Source organism: Pseudomonas entomophila (genome assembly GCF_013523125.1).
GTDB lineage: Bacteria > Pseudomonadota > Gammaproteobacteria > Pseudomonadales > Pseudomonadaceae > Aquipseudomonas > Aquipseudomonas entomophila_B.
In genome coordinates this window covers 109,731-127,556 of sequence record NZ_JAAMQJ010000009.1, presented here as the reverse complement: position 1 = coordinate 127,556, position 17,826 = coordinate 109,731, and the positions used below count along the sequence as shown (strand labels likewise).

General features: G+C 66.1%; 19 protein-coding genes. 8 read left to right on the top strand and 11 right to left on the bottom strand.

Annotation, left to right across the window (positions count from 1 at the left end):
- Window positions 1-402 precede the first annotated feature (402 nt).
- From G7007_RS07710 to G7007_RS07700, 3 genes are all read right to left on the bottom strand, one after another.
- The gene (locus G7007_RS07710) at window positions 403-1,179 is read right to left on the bottom strand and encodes an OmpA family protein (RefSeq protein WP_181100468.1); all 777 of its coding nucleotides are present in this window, start codon (window positions 1,177-1,179) and stop codon (window positions 403-405) included.
- 48 nt (window positions 1,180-1,227) lie between these two features.
- The gene (locus G7007_RS07705) at window positions 1,228-1,641 is read right to left on the bottom strand and encodes a DUF4398 domain-containing protein (protein ID WP_181100467.1); all 414 of its coding nucleotides are present in this window, start codon (window positions 1,639-1,641) and stop codon (window positions 1,228-1,230) included.
- Window positions 1,642-1,892: 251 nt separating this feature from the next.
- Entirely contained in the window at window positions 1,893-2,261 is a 369-nt protein-coding gene (locus G7007_RS07700) for a pilin assembly protein (protein WP_181100466.1), read from the bottom strand.
- Between the two features lie 142 nt (window positions 2,262-2,403).
- On the opposite strand from G7007_RS07700, the gene ppc reads away from it, so the two are divergent.
- From ppc to G7007_RS07670, 6 genes are all read left to right on the top strand, one after another.
- Window positions 2,404-5,031: a phosphoenolpyruvate carboxylase gene (ppc, locus tag G7007_RS07695; RefSeq protein ID WP_181100465.1), complete on the top strand. Its 2,628-nt coding sequence runs from the start codon at window positions 2,404-2,406 to the stop codon at window positions 5,029-5,031.
- A gap of 255 nt (window positions 5,032-5,286) precedes the next feature.
- Complete coding sequence (adk, locus tag G7007_RS07690) at window positions 5,287-5,934, top strand: adenylate kinase (RefSeq protein ID WP_181100464.1); 648 nt, start codon at window positions 5,287-5,289, stop codon at window positions 5,932-5,934.
- An 87-nt stretch (window positions 5,935-6,021) separates the two neighbouring features.
- A complete protein-coding gene (gene tsaB, locus G7007_RS07685; protein ID WP_181100463.1) occupies window positions 6,022-6,696 on the top strand; it encodes a tRNA (adenosine(37)-N6)-threonylcarbamoyltransferase complex dimerization subunit type 1 TsaB in 675 nt (224 codons plus the stop codon).
- Window positions 6,697-6,807: 111 nt separating this feature from the next.
- Window positions 6,808-7,092, top strand: coding sequence for a hypothetical protein (locus G7007_RS07680; RefSeq protein ID WP_181100462.1), 285 nt, complete (start codon window positions 6,808-6,810; stop codon window positions 7,090-7,092).
- Window positions 7,093-7,095: 3 nt separating this feature from the next.
- Window positions 7,096-7,962, top strand: a complete 867-nt coding sequence (locus G7007_RS07675; protein WP_181100461.1) for a DUF72 domain-containing protein — start codon at window positions 7,096-7,098, stop codon at window positions 7,960-7,962.
- A 1-nt stretch (window position 7,963) separates the two neighbouring features.
- Window positions 7,964-8,653: an extensin-like domain-containing protein gene (locus G7007_RS07670; protein ID WP_181100460.1), complete on the top strand. Its 690-nt coding sequence runs from the start codon at window positions 7,964-7,966 to the stop codon at window positions 8,651-8,653.
- A gap of 2 nt (window positions 8,654-8,655) precedes the next feature.
- On the opposite strand, the gene G7007_RS07665 is transcribed toward G7007_RS07670, so the two are convergent.
- A complete protein-coding gene (locus G7007_RS07665) occupies window positions 8,656-9,276 on the bottom strand; it encodes an energy transducer TonB (RefSeq protein ID WP_181100459.1) in 621 nt (206 codons plus the stop codon).
- Between the two features lie 93 nt (window positions 9,277-9,369).
- On the opposite strand from G7007_RS07665, the gene G7007_RS07660 reads away from it, so the two are divergent.
- Window positions 9,370-10,161, top strand: coding sequence for a class I SAM-dependent methyltransferase (locus G7007_RS07660; RefSeq protein WP_181100458.1), 792 nt, complete (start codon window positions 9,370-9,372; stop codon window positions 10,159-10,161).
- 91 nt (window positions 10,162-10,252) lie between these two features.
- Here G7007_RS07660 and G7007_RS07655 read toward each other — a convergent pair whose 3' ends face one another.
- From G7007_RS07655 to plsB, 4 genes are all read right to left on the bottom strand, one after another.
- Entirely contained in the window at window positions 10,253-10,942 is a 690-nt protein-coding gene (locus tag G7007_RS07655; RefSeq protein WP_181100457.1) for a DUF4197 domain-containing protein, read from the bottom strand.
- Window positions 10,943-11,102: 160 nt separating this feature from the next.
- Complete coding sequence (locus tag G7007_RS07650; RefSeq protein ID WP_181100456.1) at window positions 11,103-11,531, bottom strand: YbaY family lipoprotein; 429 nt, start codon at window positions 11,529-11,531, stop codon at window positions 11,103-11,105.
- 87 nt (window positions 11,532-11,618) lie between these two features.
- Window positions 11,619-12,320: a hypothetical protein gene (locus tag G7007_RS07645; protein ID WP_181100455.1), complete on the bottom strand. Its 702-nt coding sequence runs from the start codon at window positions 12,318-12,320 to the stop codon at window positions 11,619-11,621.
- An 82-nt stretch (window positions 12,321-12,402) separates the two neighbouring features.
- Window positions 12,403-14,889 (bottom strand): glycerol-3-phosphate 1-O-acyltransferase PlsB, encoded by a 2,487-nt coding sequence (plsB, locus tag G7007_RS07640; RefSeq protein ID WP_181100454.1) that lies wholly within the window; start codon window positions 14,887-14,889, stop codon window positions 12,403-12,405.
- Window positions 14,890-15,105: 216 nt separating this feature from the next.
- On the opposite strand from plsB, the gene G7007_RS07635 reads away from it, so the two are divergent.
- Window positions 15,106-15,315, top strand: a complete 210-nt coding sequence (locus G7007_RS07635) for a cold-shock protein (RefSeq protein ID WP_060392825.1) — start codon at window positions 15,106-15,108, stop codon at window positions 15,313-15,315.
- A gap of 92 nt (window positions 15,316-15,407) precedes the next feature.
- Here the strand turns inward: G7007_RS07635 and G7007_RS07630 are convergent, their stop codons facing one another.
- From G7007_RS07630 to dapE, 3 genes are read right to left on the bottom strand one after another with little or no spacing between them, the layout of a single operon-like run.
- Window positions 15,408-15,782 carry a hypothetical protein gene (locus G7007_RS07630; protein ID WP_060392826.1) on the bottom strand — a complete coding sequence of 125 codons (375 nt, stop codon included), beginning with the start codon at window positions 15,780-15,782 and terminating at the stop codon, window positions 15,408-15,410.
- Window positions 15,783-15,801: 19 nt separating this feature from the next.
- Window positions 15,802-16,614 carry a putative RNA methyltransferase gene (locus G7007_RS07625; RefSeq protein WP_181100453.1) on the bottom strand — a complete coding sequence of 271 codons (813 nt, stop codon included), beginning with the start codon at window positions 16,612-16,614 and terminating at the stop codon, window positions 15,802-15,804.
- A complete protein-coding gene (dapE, locus tag G7007_RS07620; RefSeq protein ID WP_181100452.1) occupies window positions 16,614-17,765 on the bottom strand; it encodes a succinyl-diaminopimelate desuccinylase in 1,152 nt (383 codons plus the stop codon). The genes G7007_RS07625 and dapE overlap by 1 nt, the downstream gene beginning before the upstream one ends.
- Window positions 17,766-17,826 lie beyond the last annotated feature (61 nt).

The following is a 17,826-nucleotide window of genomic DNA, read 5'->3' as shown; positions in this document are numbered from 1 at the left end:
GACTCAAGTCCTGGTCATGCTGGCCCGCAAGCTGGCTCGGGTGGTCTTTGCCCTGATCAGAAGCGGAGAGGAATATCGTCCAAAAGCCGCTTGAGCGCTTGGCAATTACCATAGAATCTCCCACAGGTGACCGCGATAGCCTGCAACCCCGCGGTGTGGCTATGGGCGAGCGGCCCCTGCCGGGGCGCCGGACCGGCCGCGATTGGGCTCGCAGGGCCCACTTTGGAAGGCACCGCCATGCCTGTCAGTGCGCCCAAACGCACATCGCCGACCAGTCGACTCTCACATCCAGTCGTTATCACGACGGAGATGAAAGCCGGCTGGCCGGCGATGAAACCTGCCGGATGCCTGAGCCTGGCGCCAAGCCGCCAATCGCTCAGGCTATCGGTCGGGCACGCTCACTCAGTGAGTGCGTGGCGCGACCGGCTGGTTGTCGTTGGAAATGGTCACTTCCACACGACGGTTCTGGGCACGGCCCGAGTTGCTGCTGTTGTCGGCAACCGGGTATTCCTTGCCATAACCTTGCGATACGACGCGCGCTGGATCGACACCGGCGCGGACCAGGGCCATGCGCACGCTGCCAGCACGACGCTCGGACAGGCTCTGGTTGTACGAGGCCGAACCGACGCTGTCGGTGTAGCCTTCGACGATCACCTTGCGCTCAGGGTTCTCTTGAAGGAACTGAGCCAGCTTGGTGATGTTCGGGAAGGCGCTGCTCTTGAGCTCAGCCTTGTTGAAGTCGAACAGCACGTCACCGAAGGTCACCAGGGTGCCACGGTCGGTCTGCTTGGCGTTCAGGCTGTCCTGCAGCTTCTTGATCTCGGCGTCGCGAGCATCCAGGCGAGCCTGGGCGCGCTGGGCAGCGGCGTTCTTCAGGTTGCCTTCGGCGGTGCGCAAGGCGATGGTCTCTTTCGCCACTTCGACGCGCTGGTTGGCCAGGTAGGCCAGTTGATCGACTTTCTTGTCGTCGTCACGGTCGAGGTAGGCTTTGTCGGCCTTGTTCAGCCAGTCTTGCGCATCCTTGGTTTCCAGGGCAGCGATCTTGCTGGCCTGTGGATCGCTCTGCAGCGTCGAGAAGTTGCTGCGCGCCGCTTCCAGGTTCGGGTTGGGCTGGTGGGAGCAGGCAGCCAGACCGACGCTCAGGGCCAGCAGGGCGGGGATCATGACATGTTTACGCATAATGGTTCATCCTTTGATCGATAACGAGTGCATGGGTCGGCAACAGGCTCATTTAGCGCTGCGCATACCTTCCTCACGCAGTTCCTCTACGCCCTGACGAGCGTCCTGGACGGCTTTCTGGGCCTTGGCAGCCTGCGCCTTGCGCTCGGCAACACGGGCGTCCCACTCAGCCTGCTCGGCCAGGCGCTTGGCCTCTTCGTACTTCTTGTCGTGCATGGCGATTTCCGCCTTCTTGAACTTGTCCTGCGCCGATTTCATCTCGACGGCGGCAAATTCGGTACCCCCGGCGCTCACAGCGGAATTGACCGCCGATTGAGCCACGGCATATTGCTCGGTGGGCGGGTTGCCAGCGCAACCGGCCAGGACCAGGCTGCTGCCCAGGGCCAGCGCGGCCAGCTTGAGCCCGCGCAGGTGAGCGGACGGGGTTTTTGCGATGCGGGTCTTCATGGTGGTCAACTCCATTGGAACACTCCTGATGAACGACGATGTCCGTAGCAGTCCATCGGTGACGCCCTGACAGTACGAGCGCGGATCAAAACCGCGGACCGCCCGTGTTTACAGGGTTTTACCGTAATGGCTACTGGCTGTGACCGGGTCGTTTTTTGAATAGTTCACAGAAATTTGCGCGACGGATATTATTTTTCCTGACTGATCAGTCAGCGTTTTTCCACCTGGAACTTTCACGTTTCAGCGTGGTTGTACCTACCTTGCGACTAGCGATTTCGTGCCCCTTCATCCACGGTCTCACGGCCGTCGCGCAGACCTTCGAGACGGTGCAGGTGATGCCGTGACAACGCCAGGAAACGGGGGGTGGCGCCCACGTCTTCGTACAGTGGATCACCTTCTTCATCGGTGGAGATGACCTGTTCGCCCTTGACGTAGGGAAAGCTCGCTTCCAGCTCTTCGAGGGCGGCGCCGACCAACTCGCCCAACAACGCGTCGACCGTACGCCGTGGGTACATCTCGGCGAGGGCAGCCAAGCGAGCTTCGGCCTCGACATCCAGGTGCAGCACGTGGCCGGTCGGGCTGAGCTGGCCGTTGGCATCCTGTTCCCAGTGGTGGGCAAGTTCACGAATCTTCATGGCATCCTCCAGCGAATATAGGTCAGTCACTGTGTGAGACGGTGGGACCTCGGGTTAGTTGCCCGCGACCTGGGGCCTTGTAAGGCGTCTGCGCAGGCGGCACTCTGGGGCCTGCGCTGTTTCCCTGGACTGGAGAGGCCCGATGACCGATATCGATCTGCGTTTGCGAGAGGATGTGCACCTGTTGGGCGAGCTGCTGGGAGAGACCATCCGCCAGCAGCATGGCGACGCTTTCCTGCAGAAGATCGAAGCCATTCGCCGCAGTGCCAAGGCCGACCGGGGCGGGGCGGTGGAACAATTGCGCGGTACCCTGGATGACCTGGCCGAAGACGACCTGTTGCCGGTGGCGCGGGCCTTCAACCAGTTTCTCAACCTGGCCAACATCGCCGAGCAGTACCAGTCGATCCGTCGTCTCGAGGCCGATCAGCCAACGCCTTTCGAGCAGCGCGTGCTGCCCGAACTGCTCGCCCGTCTGCGGGACGCCGATCACGCACCGGACGTGTTGGCGCGGCAACTGACGGGGCTGGACATCGAGCTGGTGCTGACCGCGCACCCGACCGAGGTGACCCGGCGCACCCTGATCCAGAAGTACGACGCGATCGCCGCACAACTGGCCGTGCAGGATCACCGTGACCTGAGTCCTGCCGAGCATGGACGTGTGCGCGAACGCCTGCATCGGTTGATCGCCGAGGCCTGGCACACCGAAGAGATCCGTCGCGAGCGCCCAACCCCGGTGGACGAAGCCAAGTGGGGCTTCGCGGTGATCGAGCATTCCTTGTGGCATGCCATTCCCGAGCACCTGCGCCAGGTCGATCAGGCGCTGTTCGAGGCCACTGGGCAGCGCCTGCCGTTGGACGCCGCGCCCATCCGTTTCGCATCCTGGATGGGCGGTGACCGCGACGGCAATCCCAATGTCACCGCTGCCGTCACCCGCGAAGTCCTGTTGCTGGCACGCTGGATGGCCGCCGATCTGTTCCTGCGCGATGTGGATCATCTGGCGGCCGAGCTGTCCATGCAACAGGCCGATGCAACGTTGCGAGCGCAGGCCGGTGACAGCGCCGAACCCTACCGTAAAGTCCTCAAGCGACTGCGCGAACGGCTACGGGCCACGCGCGCCTGGGCCCAGGCTTCGCTACAGGGCCCGCAACCGATGGATCCGGCCGTGCTGGTCGACAACCAGGACCTGATCGCACCGCTGCGCGCCTGTCATACCTCCCTGCACGCCTGCGGCATGGGCGTGATCGCCGACGGTGCCTTGCTCGACAGCCTGCGACGCGCTCACACCTTCGGCCTGTTCCTGGTGCGCCTGGATGTACGTCAGGATGCGGCCCGGCATGCCGCTGCGCTGTCCGAGATCACCCGCTACCTGGCGCTGGGCGACTACCAGGCATGGGACGAGGAACAGCGCGTTGCTTTCCTCCAGCAGGAACTCAAGAACCGTCGTCCCCTGCTGCCGTCCTGCTTCCAGCCCGAGCCCGACACCGCCGAGGTCCTGGCGACCTGCCGCGAAGTCGCCTCGGCACCGGCCGCCTCGCTGGGCTCCTACGTGATCTCGATGGCCGGGGCCGCGTCGGACGTGCTGGCCGTGCAGCTGCTGCTCAAGGAAGCCGGGCTGACTCGGCCGATCCGGGTGGTGCCGTTGTTCGAGACCCTCGACGACCTGGACCATGCCGGGCCGGTCATGCAGCGTCTGCTCGACCTGCCGGACTACCGTGCCAGCCTCGCCGGCCCTCAGGAGGTGATGATCGGCTATTCGGACTCGGCCAAGGACGCCGGTACCACGGCGGCGGCCTGGGCACAGTACCGGGCGCAGGAGGCACTGGTAGGCATCTGCCGCGAACGTGACGTGGCATTGCTGCTGTTCCATGGCCGTGGCGGTACCGTCGGGCGTGGCGGTGGCCCGGCGCATGCGGCGATCCTGTCCCAGCCGCCGGGGTCGGTGGCCGGGCGCTTCCGCACCACCGAGCAGGGCGAGATGATTCGTTTCAAGTTCGGCCTGCCCGGCATTGCCGAACAGAACCTCAACCTCTACCTGGCCGCCGTGCTCGAAGCGACCCTGCTGCCGCCGCCGCCGCTCCAGGCCGACTGGCGTGCGCTGATGGACCAGCTGGCCAGCGATGGGGTCAAGGCGTACCGGCACGTGGTGCGCGAGCACCCCGACTTCGTCGCGTACTTCCGCCAGGCCACGCCCGAGCAGGAACTGGGCCGTCTGCCGTTGGGTAGCCGCCCCGCCAAGCGCCGTGCCGGGGGCATCGAGAGCCTGCGGGCGATCCCCTGGATCTTCGGCTGGACCCAGACGCGCTTGATGCTGCCCGCCTGGCTGGGGTGGGAGACGGCGCTGAGCAATGCCTTGGCGAACGGGCAGGGTGAGCGGCTGGCGCAGATGCGCGAACAGTGGCCGTTCTTCCGCACGCGCATCGACATGCTGGAGATGGTCCTGGCCAAATCCGATGCCGACATCGCCCAGGCCTACGACCAACGTCTGGTGCAACCCGAGCTGCTCCAATTGGGGGCGCATCTACGCGACCTATTGTCGCAGTCGTGCCAGGTCGTGCGGCAACTGACCGGCCAGCCGGAGCTGTTGGCGCACAGTCCGCAGACCCTGGAATTCATTCGCCTGCGCAATACCTACCTCGACCCTCTGCATCACCTGCAGGCCGAACTGCTGGCCCGTGCCCGCGCGCAGGACAGCGTGCCAGACAGCCCGCTACAGCAGGCGTTGCTGGTGACCATCGCCGGGATCGCGGCCGGTCTGCGCAACACCGGCTGACCTGCAGGCCGTCGCTGAAGGAGCGTGCGAGCCCTCCGACGAGGGCCCTGCACAGGGCGGTTGCACCCTGCGCAACCTGGGCGCCCAGGGGGCTTGGAGCGTCCCCGTTTGCGACGTTGGGACGCTTGTCTGCCTGTCGGGCGCTGTGTATCTTGAGCAGCCTTTTGGCCGATTCATGGCCACGATCCGATTGTCCGGAATTGGCCCTGAGCGCCGACTCCACAGATCTGCATAAAAAAACATGAGGAGCACAAGATGCGCGTAATCCTGCTGGGAGCTCCCGGGGCCGGTAAAGGTACTCAGGCAAAATTCATCACCGAGAAATTCGGCATTCCCCAAATCTCCACCGGCGACATGCTGCGCGCCGCGGTCAAGGCCGGCACACCGCTGGGCCTTCAAGCCAAGGCGATCATGGACGCCGGCCAGCTGGTCTCCGACGACCTGATCATCAACCTGGTCAAGGACCGCATCGCCCAGCCCGATTGCGCCAACGGTTTCCTGTTCGACGGTTTCCCACGCACCATTCCCCAGGCTGAAGCCCTGGTCACGGCCGGCATCGAATTGGACGCCGTGGTCGAGATCGCCGTCGACGACGAAGAGATCGTCCAGCGCATCGCCGGCCGCCGTGTGCACGAAGGCTCCGGCCGCGTCTACCACGTGGTCTACAACCCACCGAAGGTCGAAGGCCTGGACGATGCGACCGGCGAGCCGCTGGTACAGCGCAAGGACGACACCGAAGAGACCGTGCGCCATCGTCTGAGCGTCTACCACCAGCAGACCAAACCCCTGGTGGCGTTCTACCAGAACCTCGAGGCCCAGCAAGGCAAGCCCACGTGCAGCCACATCGAAGGCGTGGGCTCGGTCGAGGCCATTACCGCCAAGGTCATGGCCGCGCTTTCCTGATCGCCATCGCCTGCTATCGACGGCCCGCTTGCGGGCCGTTGTCGTTTATACTGCCGCCTTTGCCTTCTGCCTCTGGATACCTGTTCGATGACCACCTTGCTGGCCCTGGATACCGCCACTGAAGCCTGTTCCGTCGCCTTGTTGCACGACGGTCGCGTGACTGGCCATCACGAGGTGATACCGCGCCTGCACGCGCAGAAACTGCTGCCCATGATCCAGCGCCTGCTGGCTGACGCGGGCGTGGGGCTGAACGCAGTGGACGCCATCGCCTTCGGCCGCGGCCCAGGCGCCTTCACCGGCGTACGCATCGCCATCGGCGTGGTCCAGGGCCTGGCCTTCGCCCTGGAGCGCCCGGTGCTGCCGGTGTCCAACCTGGCGGCCCTGGCCCAAGGTGCGCTGCGTCACCAGGGGGTGCAGCAGGTCGCGGCGGCCATCGATGCGCGCATGGACGAAGTGTACTGGGGTTGCTATCAGGCCCAGGACGGCGAGATGCGCCTGCTCGGCCAGGAGCAGGTGCTGGCGCCGGAGCGTGCCGTGCTGGCCCCCGGCAGTCAGGGCGAGTGGTACGGCGCCGGGACCGGCTGGAGCCTGCGCGAGCGTATCGCAGCCTCGGTCACGGCCTGCGATCCCGCCCAGCTGCCCGACGCCCTGGACATTCTGCACCTGGCCACCGGTGCCTGGGCGCGGGGCGAGGCAGTCGTCGCCGAACAGGCACAACCGGTGTACTTACGTGATAATGTCGCTACACCCAAGGCGCGTTGAGCGTACCCCGATAAAACCTTCGGCGCTCCGGGTGGTCCAGTCATAGGCAGGCATCGGCGAGGGAACCCGATACTGCGGGATTGCCTTCATTGCTCCCCGAGTAGATGATCCATGCGTATCGACGGTTTTTCACCCCAGTCCTACCCGGTCAAGCGCGCGCCCCGAAAGCCTGCGCCGCGCGACGACGTGGCCGAGGACGCCGAGCTGATCGAGGACACCCCCGTCCCGCCGCAGCGTGCCACGCGCCGCAATGCCGGGCTGCCGGCGCGTCAGCAGGACATGATCTACCCACGTGCCCGCGACCGCCGCACGGCGACTGCCCTGGCCAGCTACCTGAGCACGGCCACGCTGAATGACTGGGACATGGATGTCCTGGGTCTCGACCTGTACATCTGACCCATGACGGCGGCGCTGCCTTACTACCTGGGTTGTCCTTCATGGAGCGACCCCGTCTGGCGCGAGTACCTGTACCCGGCCGATGCACGCTCCACCGACTTTCTGGCGCTGTACTGCCACGTGTTCAATGCCGTCGAGGGCAATACCACGTTCTATGCCCGTCCGGCCGCGACCACCATCGCGCGTTGGGCGCAGATCATGCCGGCGCACTTTCGCTTCACGGTCAAGTTCCCCGGTGACATCAGCCACCAGGGCGACTTACGCGAGCAGATCGACGCGGCCAGAGATTTTCTCCAGTTGCTGTCGCCCTTGGGCCAGCGCGTGTCGCCTGCCTGGCTGCAGTTGCCGGCCACATTCGGCCCTTCGCGCCTGGGCGAACTGGCCGCCTTTCTCGACGGGCTCGACGCGCATGTGGCCGTGGAGGTGCGCAACGACGCGTTCTTTGCCCGTGGCAATGAGGAACGTGTGCTCAACCGGCTGCTGCACGATCGCGGTGTCGAGCGCATCTGCCTGGACCCGCGGGCCTTGTTCAGCGGTGATCCCCGCGAACCGAGCATCCGGCATGCTCAGGCCAAGAAACCGCGCGTTCCACCACGCCCGGCAGCATTTACCGCTTTTCCGCAGGTACGCTTCATCGGCCATCCGCACCTCGAGACCAACGATGCATTCCTGCTGCCCTGGCTGGACAAGGTGGCCGGTTGGATCGAGGAAGGGCGCACGCCCTATGTGTTCCTGCATACCGCCGACAACCGCCTGGCTGCCGCATTGGCGCAGCGCTTTCACCAGCAGTTGAGCCTGCGATTGCCTGGGCTGCCACCGTTGAATGACTGGCCACGTGCCCCCGAGGTCGAACAGCTGGGGTTGATCTGACGTGCGCCTGCTGCTGTGGGCGTCTTTGCTGCTGGTGGCGTTCGGCGCAGTGACCTGGCAACCCGGCTGGCGCCTGCCTTCGCAGTGGGATCCATGGGCCGTGCTCGACGTCCGCCAACCGCCAAACCTGCTGACGTCCTACAAGCTGGCCCGGCTGCGCGACGATCCGGCCTTGTGTCGTCAGGCGCTGGCTACCTCCGCCTTGCGTTACCGCGCCCAGGCCGACAGCCCCGACAGCGCGCGTTGCCCCTTGCGCAACGTCTGGCGTATCGAAGGCGGGCAAGCCCGGTTGAGCAGCAGCTTTCTCGCCAGCTGTCCGCTGGCCGTGGCCTATGCGATGTTCGAGACCCATGGGCTGCAACCCATCGCGCAGCAGGTGCTGGGCCAGCCCGTGACCCAGGTCGACCACCTGGGCAGCTTCGCCTGCCGAAACATCTATCATCGGCAGCAGGCGCCGTTGAGCCAGCACGCCACGGCCAATGCCCTGGACATCAGCGGTTTTCGGCTCAAGGATGGGCGACGCCTGGTGCTGTTGCGCGACTGGCAGGGCAGCGGGCCTGAGGCCGAGTTCCTGAGGCAAGTGCGCCAGGCTGCCTGCGAACACTTCAACACCGTGCTGGGGCCGGATTACAACGCCGCGCACCGCAATCACTTTCACCTCGACATGGGCCGCTGGCAGGTCTGCCGCTAAGTTCAGGCGGTCAGGCGCACGTTGTTCAGTACCACCGGGCGGGCCCAGTGCAGGTCGAACGCCAGGCCCGTCGCCTGCTCGGCCAAGGTGGCCTCGTCGAACGGAACGGGCGCCTCGTCCAGCAGAGACCAGTCGAACTCGGCGATCGGCAGGTGCAGGGGGCGGGGTGCGGGTCCATCCCCTGGCGTGGGCAGGGGATGCCCTTGGCGCATCACGGTCGGGCGCTGCCACTGGGTCTCGATCTCCAGATGACGCTGCTGGGCGATCAGTTCGGCGGCGCTGAAGGGCTCGGCGGCAGGTTCGAGCAACTGGGCATCGAGTTCGGCCTTGGGCAGGAACAGCGGCTCGGGCGGGCGCACGTCCCGGTCATCGATCTCGCAATCGCGTTGCGTCCTGATCAGGGCCAGCGTATCGCGACCGGCCACCGGCTCGCCCGTGTGCGGGTCCACAGCCACGTGAGGCTGCACGTCGTCGGGCGCCTGACCGCCTTGCTGCTCGCTCAGCGCCCGGGCGAAGAAATCCGACCACAGGTGGCTGACGCCGCCGAGCGCTTGGGTGTTGTGTCGGCCGTAGTGGTCGACGGGCGACAGGTAGGTCAGGCCAATGGCAAGAGTGTCGGACATGGCAGCCGCGCGTGAAGTGGTCTGGCAGAATGGGCGATACTGTTGTATCGGCGACGGCCGAGGTTTCATTAATCCATTCGAGTACGGGCACAGATGAGCGATTCACACGACCACACGGGAATCAGGGTCGAGGCCCTGTCGGCCGCCTTCGAGCCGCAGGCGGCTGCCTGGGCCGAGCGCCTCGACCTGCCCCGGCAGGATGAGGCTGCCGGATTCGCCGTGCAGGTGGGTGCCGATGGCCTGCAGATCCAGCAATTGGGCCCCCAGGCCCCTGGACCAGTGCGGGTGGACTTCGTCGACGGCCAGGCCGCGCATCGACGTCAGTTCGGCGGTGGCAACGGGCAGATGATCGCCAAGGCGGTCGGTATCGCCCAAGGGGTCCGTCCGTCGGTCCTGGATGCCACGGCCGGCCTGGGCAAGGATGCCTTCGTGCTGGCCAGCCTGGGCTGTTCGATGACGCTGATCGAGCGCCAACCGCTGATCGCCGCCTTGCTGGAAGATGGCATGGCAAGGGGGCGGGCGGACGAGGAGGTCGGGCCGATCATCGCGCGCATGCGCCTGCTCACCGGCAATGCCATCGAACGCATGCAAGCCTGGGAAGGGGAGGCGCCACAGGTGATCTACCTCGACCCGATGTTCCCGCACCGTGACAAGAGTGCCTTGGTGAAGAAGGAGATGCGGGTGTTCAGGCCCCTGGTCGGCGACGACTTGGATGCGCCCGCCTTGCTCGAGGCCGCCTTGGCGCTGGCCACCCACCGAGTGGTGGTCAAGCGGCCGCGCAAGGCGCCGATCATCGACGGCCCGAAGCCCAGCCATGGTCTGGAAGGCAAGTCGAGCCGGTACGACATCTACCCGCGCCGGGCCCTCAAGGCCGAGGGGCGCTGACACGTGACGCTACGCCGAGCCGCCCATGGCTCGCCGGCGCGATCCAGGCCTCGAGGCGTGTTGGCCTGCGAGTCATTGCAGCGGTAGTGCGTCAGAGGGCCTCGAAGACTTTCTTCGCCAGACGCGTGGCTGCCTCGGCTGGATTCTGGCGGATGCTCTGCTCCTGTAGGGCGATCCGCTTGAACAGGCCATCGAGCGCCTGCTCGGTCACGTACTGCTCGACGTTGGCATTTTTGGTGTCGACCACTCCCAGGGCCGCCGCCTGACCCGCGAAGCTGTTGTATTTCTGCACCACACCGACCTTATCGGTCGCCGCCTTGACGATGGGCAGGAACTTGGCGCGGATCGCCTCGCGACTGCTCTTGTCCAGGTACTGGGTCGCCGAATCCTGACCGCCGGCCAGGATGCCCTTGGCATCGGCGACGCTCATCTTCTTCACGGCGTCCACCAGGATCACCTGCGCCTGCGGCACCGCTGCCTCGGCGGCCTGGTTCAGGCTGTTCTCCAGGGCTTCCACCTGCGCGCCCTGGCCGAACATCTTCATCGCCTTGGCGGCCTTGCCCAGCTTGCCAGGCAGCTCGATGCGCACCTCAGGGTCGTTGGCGAAACCGCCAGGCGTGCCCAGTTGCTTGACGGCGACCTGTGCGCCTTGGATCAGCGCATCCTTCAGGCCACCTGAGGCATCGGTCTGGGTCAGGTCGCCCAGCGACAACGCCATGGCGTGGGCACCGCACAGCAGGCTGGTGCAGAAAAGGGCAAGACGGAGGGGGGCGCGAAGCATGGTGACATTCCTTGCAAGGACCAGTGAACGAAGCCCAGCGTACCGGATCGGTCCGCTGGCGCCCAGCCGGGTCGGCAGGGATGACGTCGAGCACGTGGCCTGCCAAGCGGACGTTCCGGGGGCCAGCCGCAGCGTCGTCCGGCGGGCAGGCCGGGCCTGATCAGTCTCGATGTTCAGGCATCAGATTGCCGCCGTGGATGCCCTGGGTCACGCCCGCTTGAGTGGCGACCAGTTTGACCGCGATGGGCCCGAGCCTGAGCGCCTCGGTGACGTCAGGGGCTTGGCAGTCGGTCGCTGGCAGGACGACCGGTACGTGCTCATCGTTGACCAGCATCACGTTGCCCTTGGACTCGACCCGGATCCGAATGCCCAGGTCGCTGCGAGCGTCTACCGTGCGTGGATCGAATTGCAGCACCAGCGAAGAAGGGGGGACCCCTGCGCAACGGATCGTGTGACAGGCGTGCACGATGGCGCTGGCATCGGCGCGTGCCCCGTCTTCGAGGGCGCACGTGATGAAGGTATCGTCAGGGAAGCGGATCGGGCCTGGATAGACCACGTCGAGGGTCAGCTGACTGAGTGGATGGCTCATGTGAGATTCCTTGATTGAACATGGTGACTCGTGGGTTCGCGCCGTCGGCGACCGTGGGCGAACCAGGTGGAAAAGGCGCTGCCGCCCTCAGCGGCGCGGCTTGCGCAGCGATACCGTGGACAGGTCAGGCAGCGCGTTCAGGTCGATGTTTTTCAGGACGTTGCCGGCGTGCAGGCGCGTCCGATCGAGGCTGTACAGGCCGAAGTGCAGCTTGCACCGGGCGTTCGACGCCAGGACTGCGGCATCCACCGTCAGCGAGAACGTCGCGTCGTTACCTTCCAGGTACATGGAGTGCTCGGCGATGTTGCTGGAGTAGCGATTGCTGTAGCCGTCTTCCTGGACCAGCAGCAGGGTGCAGTCCAGGTAGGCCTGTGCCTGACACAGCTCGGCAGGAATCGACACGCGTCCTTCGAGTCTCGTGAACGAACCAGGCTTAGGGGACGCTGCCTTTGTTGCAGAGTCCGTCGGTTCGAGCCGCAGATCGAAGGGCTGTGCCTGGCTCAACGAGTCGAGCCCGAGTGTTTCGAGACGACGGGCGACGATCGCCTCATCGCCAGCCCCGACGGTGCACCGGGCGTCCAGGGTGAAGGTGGTGAAACGCTGCGCAGCCACGGGGTCGATGACCAGCGTGAAAGGCATGGGGGCGCCCGTGCACTGGCTACTGCAGACGGCCAGGACCTGGTGGTCGTCGTCTCCCTGACCGATCAGGGAGACGGACAGACGTGGCGAACCTTCTTCGAGCCGAGGAAGGACGGGGGTATCGAGCGTGCCGGTAAGCGATAGGGTCATGGTCAGCTCCAGACGAGGGGTGAGAATCGATGCAGCGCATCGATCCTGCCCCGGGCTGGCGGTCTGGATGAAGCCTGAAGCCTTACCCCGCGTCGACGCCCGTCGACGCATCCGTGTTCAGCGTGACCTGCCGAATCGACAGTCGCAGCTCGGCCGGTAGCACGCGCTTGGCCACCCCCTCCACCAGTTCGCCCAGCCGGCTGGGGTAGCTCAACCGCCCATGTGCGTCGACGCGCAACACCCCTTCGTGCAGCAAGGTCTGGATGAAGTCCCGGAACAGCGTCTTGTCGAAGAACTCCGGCGCGTTCAGCCCATGCAGGATCGACAGCCGCTGGGCCATCGTCACGCACAGGTTTTCCAGCGTTTCGGCGGTCAGGCCGTGCTGGCCATTGTCCAGCAGCAACGAGGTGGCCATGTAGAAACGCTGCAGGGTCTGCGTGATCGCCCGTGCCAGCAGGGTCAGCAGGACGAACTGGCGCGAGCTGGGCGCCGGGCGCAGGTACACGCCGTTCTCCTGACGCAGCAGCCCCTGCGCCACCAGGGCCTCGAGCCACTGGTCGATGACCGCCTCGAGCTGGTCGGGCGACCAGCGCAGGAACAGCTCGGCCTGCAGGTAGGGGTACAAGGCGCCGACGTAGGTACCGATCTGCTGGCGGTTCATGCGCGAGCTGCTCATGAAGAAGCTCGCCAGCAGGGCGGGCAGGGCGAAGACGTGCAGGACGTTGTTGCGGTACCAGGTCATCAGCACCGCGTTGGCTTCCTCCAGATAGAGGATGCGGCCCAGCGCGTCGCTCTGCTCCGACAGCAAGCCCATGCCCTTGACGTGTTCGATCAGGGCCAGGCCATCGCCCTCGGGTAGGGTCGAATGAGGGGAGTAAGGCACCTGCCGCAGCAACGCCAGGTAGGTGTCGAGTACCCGTCGCAGGGCGCGTTCGTCGAGGGCCAGGCGGCTGGTGGACAGCAGCGCCAGCGCCACCAGGTTGACCGGGTTGATCGCCGCGGCTTCGTTCAGGCGCTGGGCCACGGTGTCGCCCAGGCGGGTGGTCACCGTGTTGAGCCACTCCGGCCGGGCGTCGGGCGCGTCGGTGTGTGTCCGCCAGTCCGGACGCTGCTGGTCGAGGAAGTCTGCCAGCCGGATGGGTTCGCCGAAGTTGACCGCCACCTGGCCATAGCGCTGCCGGAGCGCGCCGATGACCTTGAAAATGTCGAAGATCGATTCTTTCTTCTTGCTGGCGCCGCGCAGCTCGCCCAGGTAGGTCCGCCCCTCGAGCACGCGTTCGTAGCCGATGTACACCGGCACGAAGACGATCGGGGTACGTGACGAGCGCAGGAAGCTGCGCAGGGTGATGGCCAGCATGCCGGGCCGCGGCTGCAGCATGCGACCGGTGCGTGAGCGACCGCCCTCGACGAAGTATTCGACCGGGAAGCCTTTGGTGAACAGCGTGTGCAGGTACTCGTTGAACACGGCGGCGTACAGCGGGTTGCCCTTGAAGGTGCGCCGCATGAAGAACGCGCCGCCGCGCCGCAGCAGATTGCCGACCACCGGCATGTTCAGGTTGATGCCGGCCGCGATGTGCGGGGGTGTCAGGCCATTGCGGAACAGCAGGTAGGACAGCAGCAGGTAGTCGATGTGGCTGCGGTGGCAGGGGACGTAGATGATTTCATGGCCCGGTGCCAGGTCCTGGACCTGCTCGATGTGGTTGACCTTGATGCCGTCGTAGATCTTGTTCCAGAACCAGCTGAGCACCACCTCCAGGAAGCGGATGACGGTGTAGGTGTAGTCCGACGCGATCTCGTTGGCATAGCGCAAGGCTTGTGCTTCGGCCTTGGCCAGCGGAATGGCGTCGCGCGCTGCCTGCTCGGCGATCGCCTGGCGCACCAGCTCGGCGTGCAGCAGGCCCTTGACCAGGTGGCGGCGATGCGAGATGTCCGGGCCGATCACCGCCGTCTTGAGGTTGCGCAGGTGGACCCGCAGCAGGCGCTGCGCCAGGCGCACGGTGCGCTCGGGACCCTTGCCCTGCGCCACCAGGTCGCGCACGCGCAGCGGGTCGGAGAACTGCACCCGGGTCTTGCGTCCCAGCACCAGAATGGTCAGCAACCGGCGCAAGCGCCCGGTCACCGCCCAGCTGTCGGCGAACAGCAGCTTCCACGGGCTCGACTCGCTGTCCGGCGACTGCCCCCAGAACACGCTGACCGGAATGATCTGCACGTCCGTCTCCGGCTGCTCGCTCACCGTCTCGACGATGCGCCGCAGGGCCGGTGGCGCGCCACGCGTGTCGCGGCGCCCGAGCCAGTCGGCTTCCGGCGTCAGGTAGAAGAACGCCGCCGGCTCCTGTCGGTCGCCGATGGCCACGGAAACGACCGGTCGCGGCAGACCGGCCTTGACGCATTCATGGTCCAGCACCGCCAGGTCGCTCGCCGACGGCGAAGGCAGGGCATAGACCACCGGGCAGGTGGGGTCGGGCTTGAGCCCCAGCGACGACGGATTGATGGTTTCGGAGCGCACCCACAGGTACAGCACACGGCGCAAGGCACCGAACATCAGGCGACGCAGGGGGGAACGGGTCATCGGGGCAAGGCTCTGGCTGGACGGTGTGAAGTGACGCGCAAGCCGCCAGTCTGCCGCATCCGCTGACGTTCGGCAAAAGTCCATCACAGGGTTTTTTGGCTGCAGGATTTGAAATCCGGTCCGTAGCTTGCAGGAAATTTCTTTGAGTCGTGTAGGCCTTGCAGGAGCCGCGGGGCTGCGATGCTCGTCAAAAACAAAAGATCAGGAGTGGTACCGATGTCGTCTCGTGAAACTGGAAGCGTGAAGTGGTTCAACGATGCCAAGGGCTATGGCTTCATTCAGCGGGAAGGGGGCGCGGACGTCTTCGTCCATTTCCGAGCCATCCGGGGTGAAGGGCACCGCACCCTGCTCGAAGGTCAACGTGTGGAATATGCGCTGGTCGAAGGCCAGAAAGGCCTCCAGGCCGAGGACGTCCTGGGCTTGTGAGGCGTCGTCGGGCCGCGCCCTACAAGGCGTGGCCCGATGCGCAGGGCGTCGGACGGCAAGGTCCGGTCAGGCAGGCCGCCACGCCAGGACGGTCAGGTCCGCCAGGTGATTTCCTGTTCGCCATCGGCGCTGATGCGCACCCAGCGATCGGCGTCTTCCTCGCCTTCTTCTTCGACCCAGCTGCCGGGGGCACAGCGCACTTCCACCTGCAGCGCCGCGTACACGGCGTGGGCGCAGGCGATGTCATCCTCCCAGGGGGTCTGGTCGCTTTCCAGCAGCAGGCTGTTCCATTTCCCTACAGCGTTGGGTACCCAGGTGACCGGAATGTTACCGGCACGGCACTTCCAGGTCTGGCCTTGCTGCTGCCAGGCCGAGCACTGGCCCAGCGCCTGCTCGAGCCAGGTGGTGACCTGATGGCGGGACACGTCGCTGTCCTTGAGGTAGATCTCGATATCGGGTTGGCGCATCAAAGGGCTCCGGGTGTGCTCAGTCTTGGCGCACGAAATAGTCATAGCGCATGGAAACGGTGACGTCGAACGGTTCGGGCTGGTCGATCACCCGCGCACGCCGTTCGGCGCTGGCACGCCAGCCATGCGGCGTCATCGCCAGCAGGTCGGCACGCGCCTGGGGCTCGGCCAGCGACAGGCGGAAGGTCAGGGTCTCGCTGTGGGTATGCCGCATCGCGGCCGGCACCAAGGCCAGGTGCTTGTCGTCGGCGTACGGGCGCACCTCATCGTAGAGCACCTGGCGCAATTCCATCAGGTGGTCGCAGGTCGGGCCCACGCGCATCAGGCCCCCTCCTGGGCTCAGCAGGCGCAGGGCCTCCTGCCAGTCGAGCGGGCTGAAGACGCTGGCGATGAACTGGCAGCTGGCATCGGCCAGCGGCACCCGCGCCATGCTGGCGACCAGCCAGGTGACCTCGGTGGCGCGTCGGCAGGCACGCTTGACCGCTTCGCGGGAAATGTCCAGGGCATAGCCGTCGGCGTCAGGCAGGGCCTGGGCGATCTGCGCGGTGTAGTAGCCTTCACCACAGCCGATGTCCAGCCAGGCGGCCGGGTGACGCTCGGCCGCCAGTTCGGCCAGGCGCTGGGCCACCGGCGCGTAGTGGCCGGCCTCGAGAAAGCCGCGCCGGGCTTCGACCATGGCCTGGTTGTCGCCTGGGTCGCGGCTGTTCTTGTGCTGCACCGGCAGCAGGTTCAGGTAGCCCTGGCGCGCGCGATCGAAACGATGACCGGCCGCACAGGCGACACCGTTGTCGAGGCGCGCCAGCGGCGCATGGCACAGCGGACAGGCGAGCATCAGGCGAGCAACCTCACCAGGGTCTGGTAGTAGATCTCGGTCAGCAGGTCCAGGTCGCTGGCCAGGATACGCTCGTCGACCTGGTGAATCGTGGCGTTGACCGGGCCCAGTTCGACCACCTGGGTGCCGAGCGTGGCGATGAAACGCCCGTCCGACGTCCCGCCGCTGGTGGAGGGTTGGGTCTGGCGGCCTGTCACGGCATGGATACTGGCGGCCACGGCATCGAGCAGGTCACCCGGCTCGGTCAGGAACGGCAGGCCGGACAGCGACCAGTCGATCGACCAGTCCAGCTGGTGCGCATCGAGGATGGCCGCGACGCGCTGCTGCAGGCCCTCGACCGTCGATTCGGTGGAGAAGCGGAAGTTGAACAGCGCCGTCAACTCGCCCGGCACCACGTTGGTGGCACCGGTGCCGGCATTGAGGTTGGAGATCTGGAAGCTGGTCGGCGGGAAGAACGCGTTGCCGGCATCCCAGTGCTCGGCCGCCAGTTCGGCCAGCGCGGGCGCGGCCAGGTGGATCGGGTTGCGCGCCAGGTGCGGGTAGGCCACATGGCCTTGTTTGCCGCGCACGGTCAGGGTCGCCCCCAGCGAGCCGCGACGGCCGTTCTTGACCACGTCACCGAGCAGCGAGGTGCTGGACGGCTCGCCGACGATGCACCAATCCAGCCGCTGCTGACGAGCGCGCAGGCGTTCGACCACGGCCTTGGTGCCGTGGTCGGCCGGGCCTTCCTCGTCGCTGGTGATCAGGAAGGCGACCTGCCCGCGATGGTCGGGGTAGTCGCGCACGAAGCGCTCGCTGGCCACCACCATCGAGGCCAGGCTGCCCTTCATGTCGGCGGCGCCTCGCCCGCACAGCATGCCCTGCTCGTCGATCAGCGCCTCGAAGGGCTGGTGCGTCCAGGCCTGCAGCGGGCCGGTGGGGACCACGTCGGTATGCCCGGCGAAGCACAGCACCGGGCCGTCCCCACTGCCGTGGGTGGCCCAGAAGTTGTCGACGTCCTCGATGCGCATCGGCTCGAGCGCGAAGCCGACCTGTTCCAGGCGGCGCATCATCTGCGCCTGGCAATCGGCATCGACCGGGGTCACGGACGGACGGCGGATCAGGTCGCAGGCCAGTTGAAGGGTAGGCGAGAGGTCGGCTGAGGCCGTCATGGGTCACTCCAGGGGCAGGGCGAGGGGGCGGGGTGGCCAGCGTCGTCATGCAGTCCCTCGC

Coding starts and splice junctions, on each gene's coding strand:
- G7007_RS07710 (WP_181100468.1), bottom strand. CDS start 1,179: ATGCGTAAACATGTCATGATCCCCGCCCTGCTGGCCCTGAGCGTCGGT.
- G7007_RS07705 (WP_181100467.1), bottom strand. CDS start 1,641: ATGGAGTTGACCACCATGAAGACCCGCATCGCAAAAACCCCGTCCGCT.
- G7007_RS07700 (WP_181100466.1), bottom strand. CDS start 2,261: ATGAAGATTCGTGAACTTGCCCACCACTGGGAACAGGATGCCAACGGC.
- ppc (WP_181100465.1), top strand. CDS start 2,404: ATGACCGATATCGATCTGCGTTTGCGAGAGGATGTGCACCTGTTGGGC.
- adk (WP_181100464.1), top strand. CDS start 5,287: ATGCGCGTAATCCTGCTGGGAGCTCCCGGGGCCGGTAAAGGTACTCAG.
- tsaB (WP_181100463.1), top strand. CDS start 6,022: ATGACCACCTTGCTGGCCCTGGATACCGCCACTGAAGCCTGTTCCGTC.
- G7007_RS07680 (WP_181100462.1), top strand. CDS start 6,808: ATGCGTATCGACGGTTTTTCACCCCAGTCCTACCCGGTCAAGCGCGCG.
- G7007_RS07675 (WP_181100461.1), top strand. CDS start 7,096: ATGACGGCGGCGCTGCCTTACTACCTGGGTTGTCCTTCATGGAGCGAC.
- G7007_RS07665 (WP_181100459.1), bottom strand. CDS start 9,276: ATGTCCGACACTCTTGCCATTGGCCTGACCTACCTGTCGCCCGTCGAC.
- G7007_RS07660 (WP_181100458.1), top strand. CDS start 9,370: ATGAGCGATTCACACGACCACACGGGAATCAGGGTCGAGGCCCTGTCG.
- G7007_RS07655 (WP_181100457.1), bottom strand. CDS start 10,942: ATGCTTCGCGCCCCCCTCCGTCTTGCCCTTTTCTGCACCAGCCTGCTG.
- G7007_RS07650 (WP_181100456.1), bottom strand. CDS start 11,531: ATGAGCCATCCACTCAGTCAGCTGACCCTCGACGTGGTCTATCCAGGC.
- G7007_RS07645 (WP_181100455.1), bottom strand. CDS start 12,320: ATGACCCTATCGCTTACCGGCACGCTCGATACCCCCGTCCTTCCTCGG.
- plsB (WP_181100454.1), bottom strand. CDS start 14,889: ATGACCCGTTCCCCCCTGCGTCGCCTGATGTTCGGTGCCTTGCGCCGT.
- G7007_RS07635 (WP_060392825.1), top strand. CDS start 15,106: ATGTCGTCTCGTGAAACTGGAAGCGTGAAGTGGTTCAACGATGCCAAG.
- G7007_RS07630 (WP_060392826.1), bottom strand. CDS start 15,782: ATGCGCCAACCCGATATCGAGATCTACCTCAAGGACAGCGACGTGTCC.
- G7007_RS07625 (WP_181100453.1), bottom strand. CDS start 16,614: ATGCTCGCCTGTCCGCTGTGCCATGCGCCGCTGGCGCGCCTCGACAAC.
- dapE (WP_181100452.1), bottom strand. CDS start 17,765: ATGACGGCCTCAGCCGACCTCTCGCCTACCCTTCAACTGGCCTGCGAC.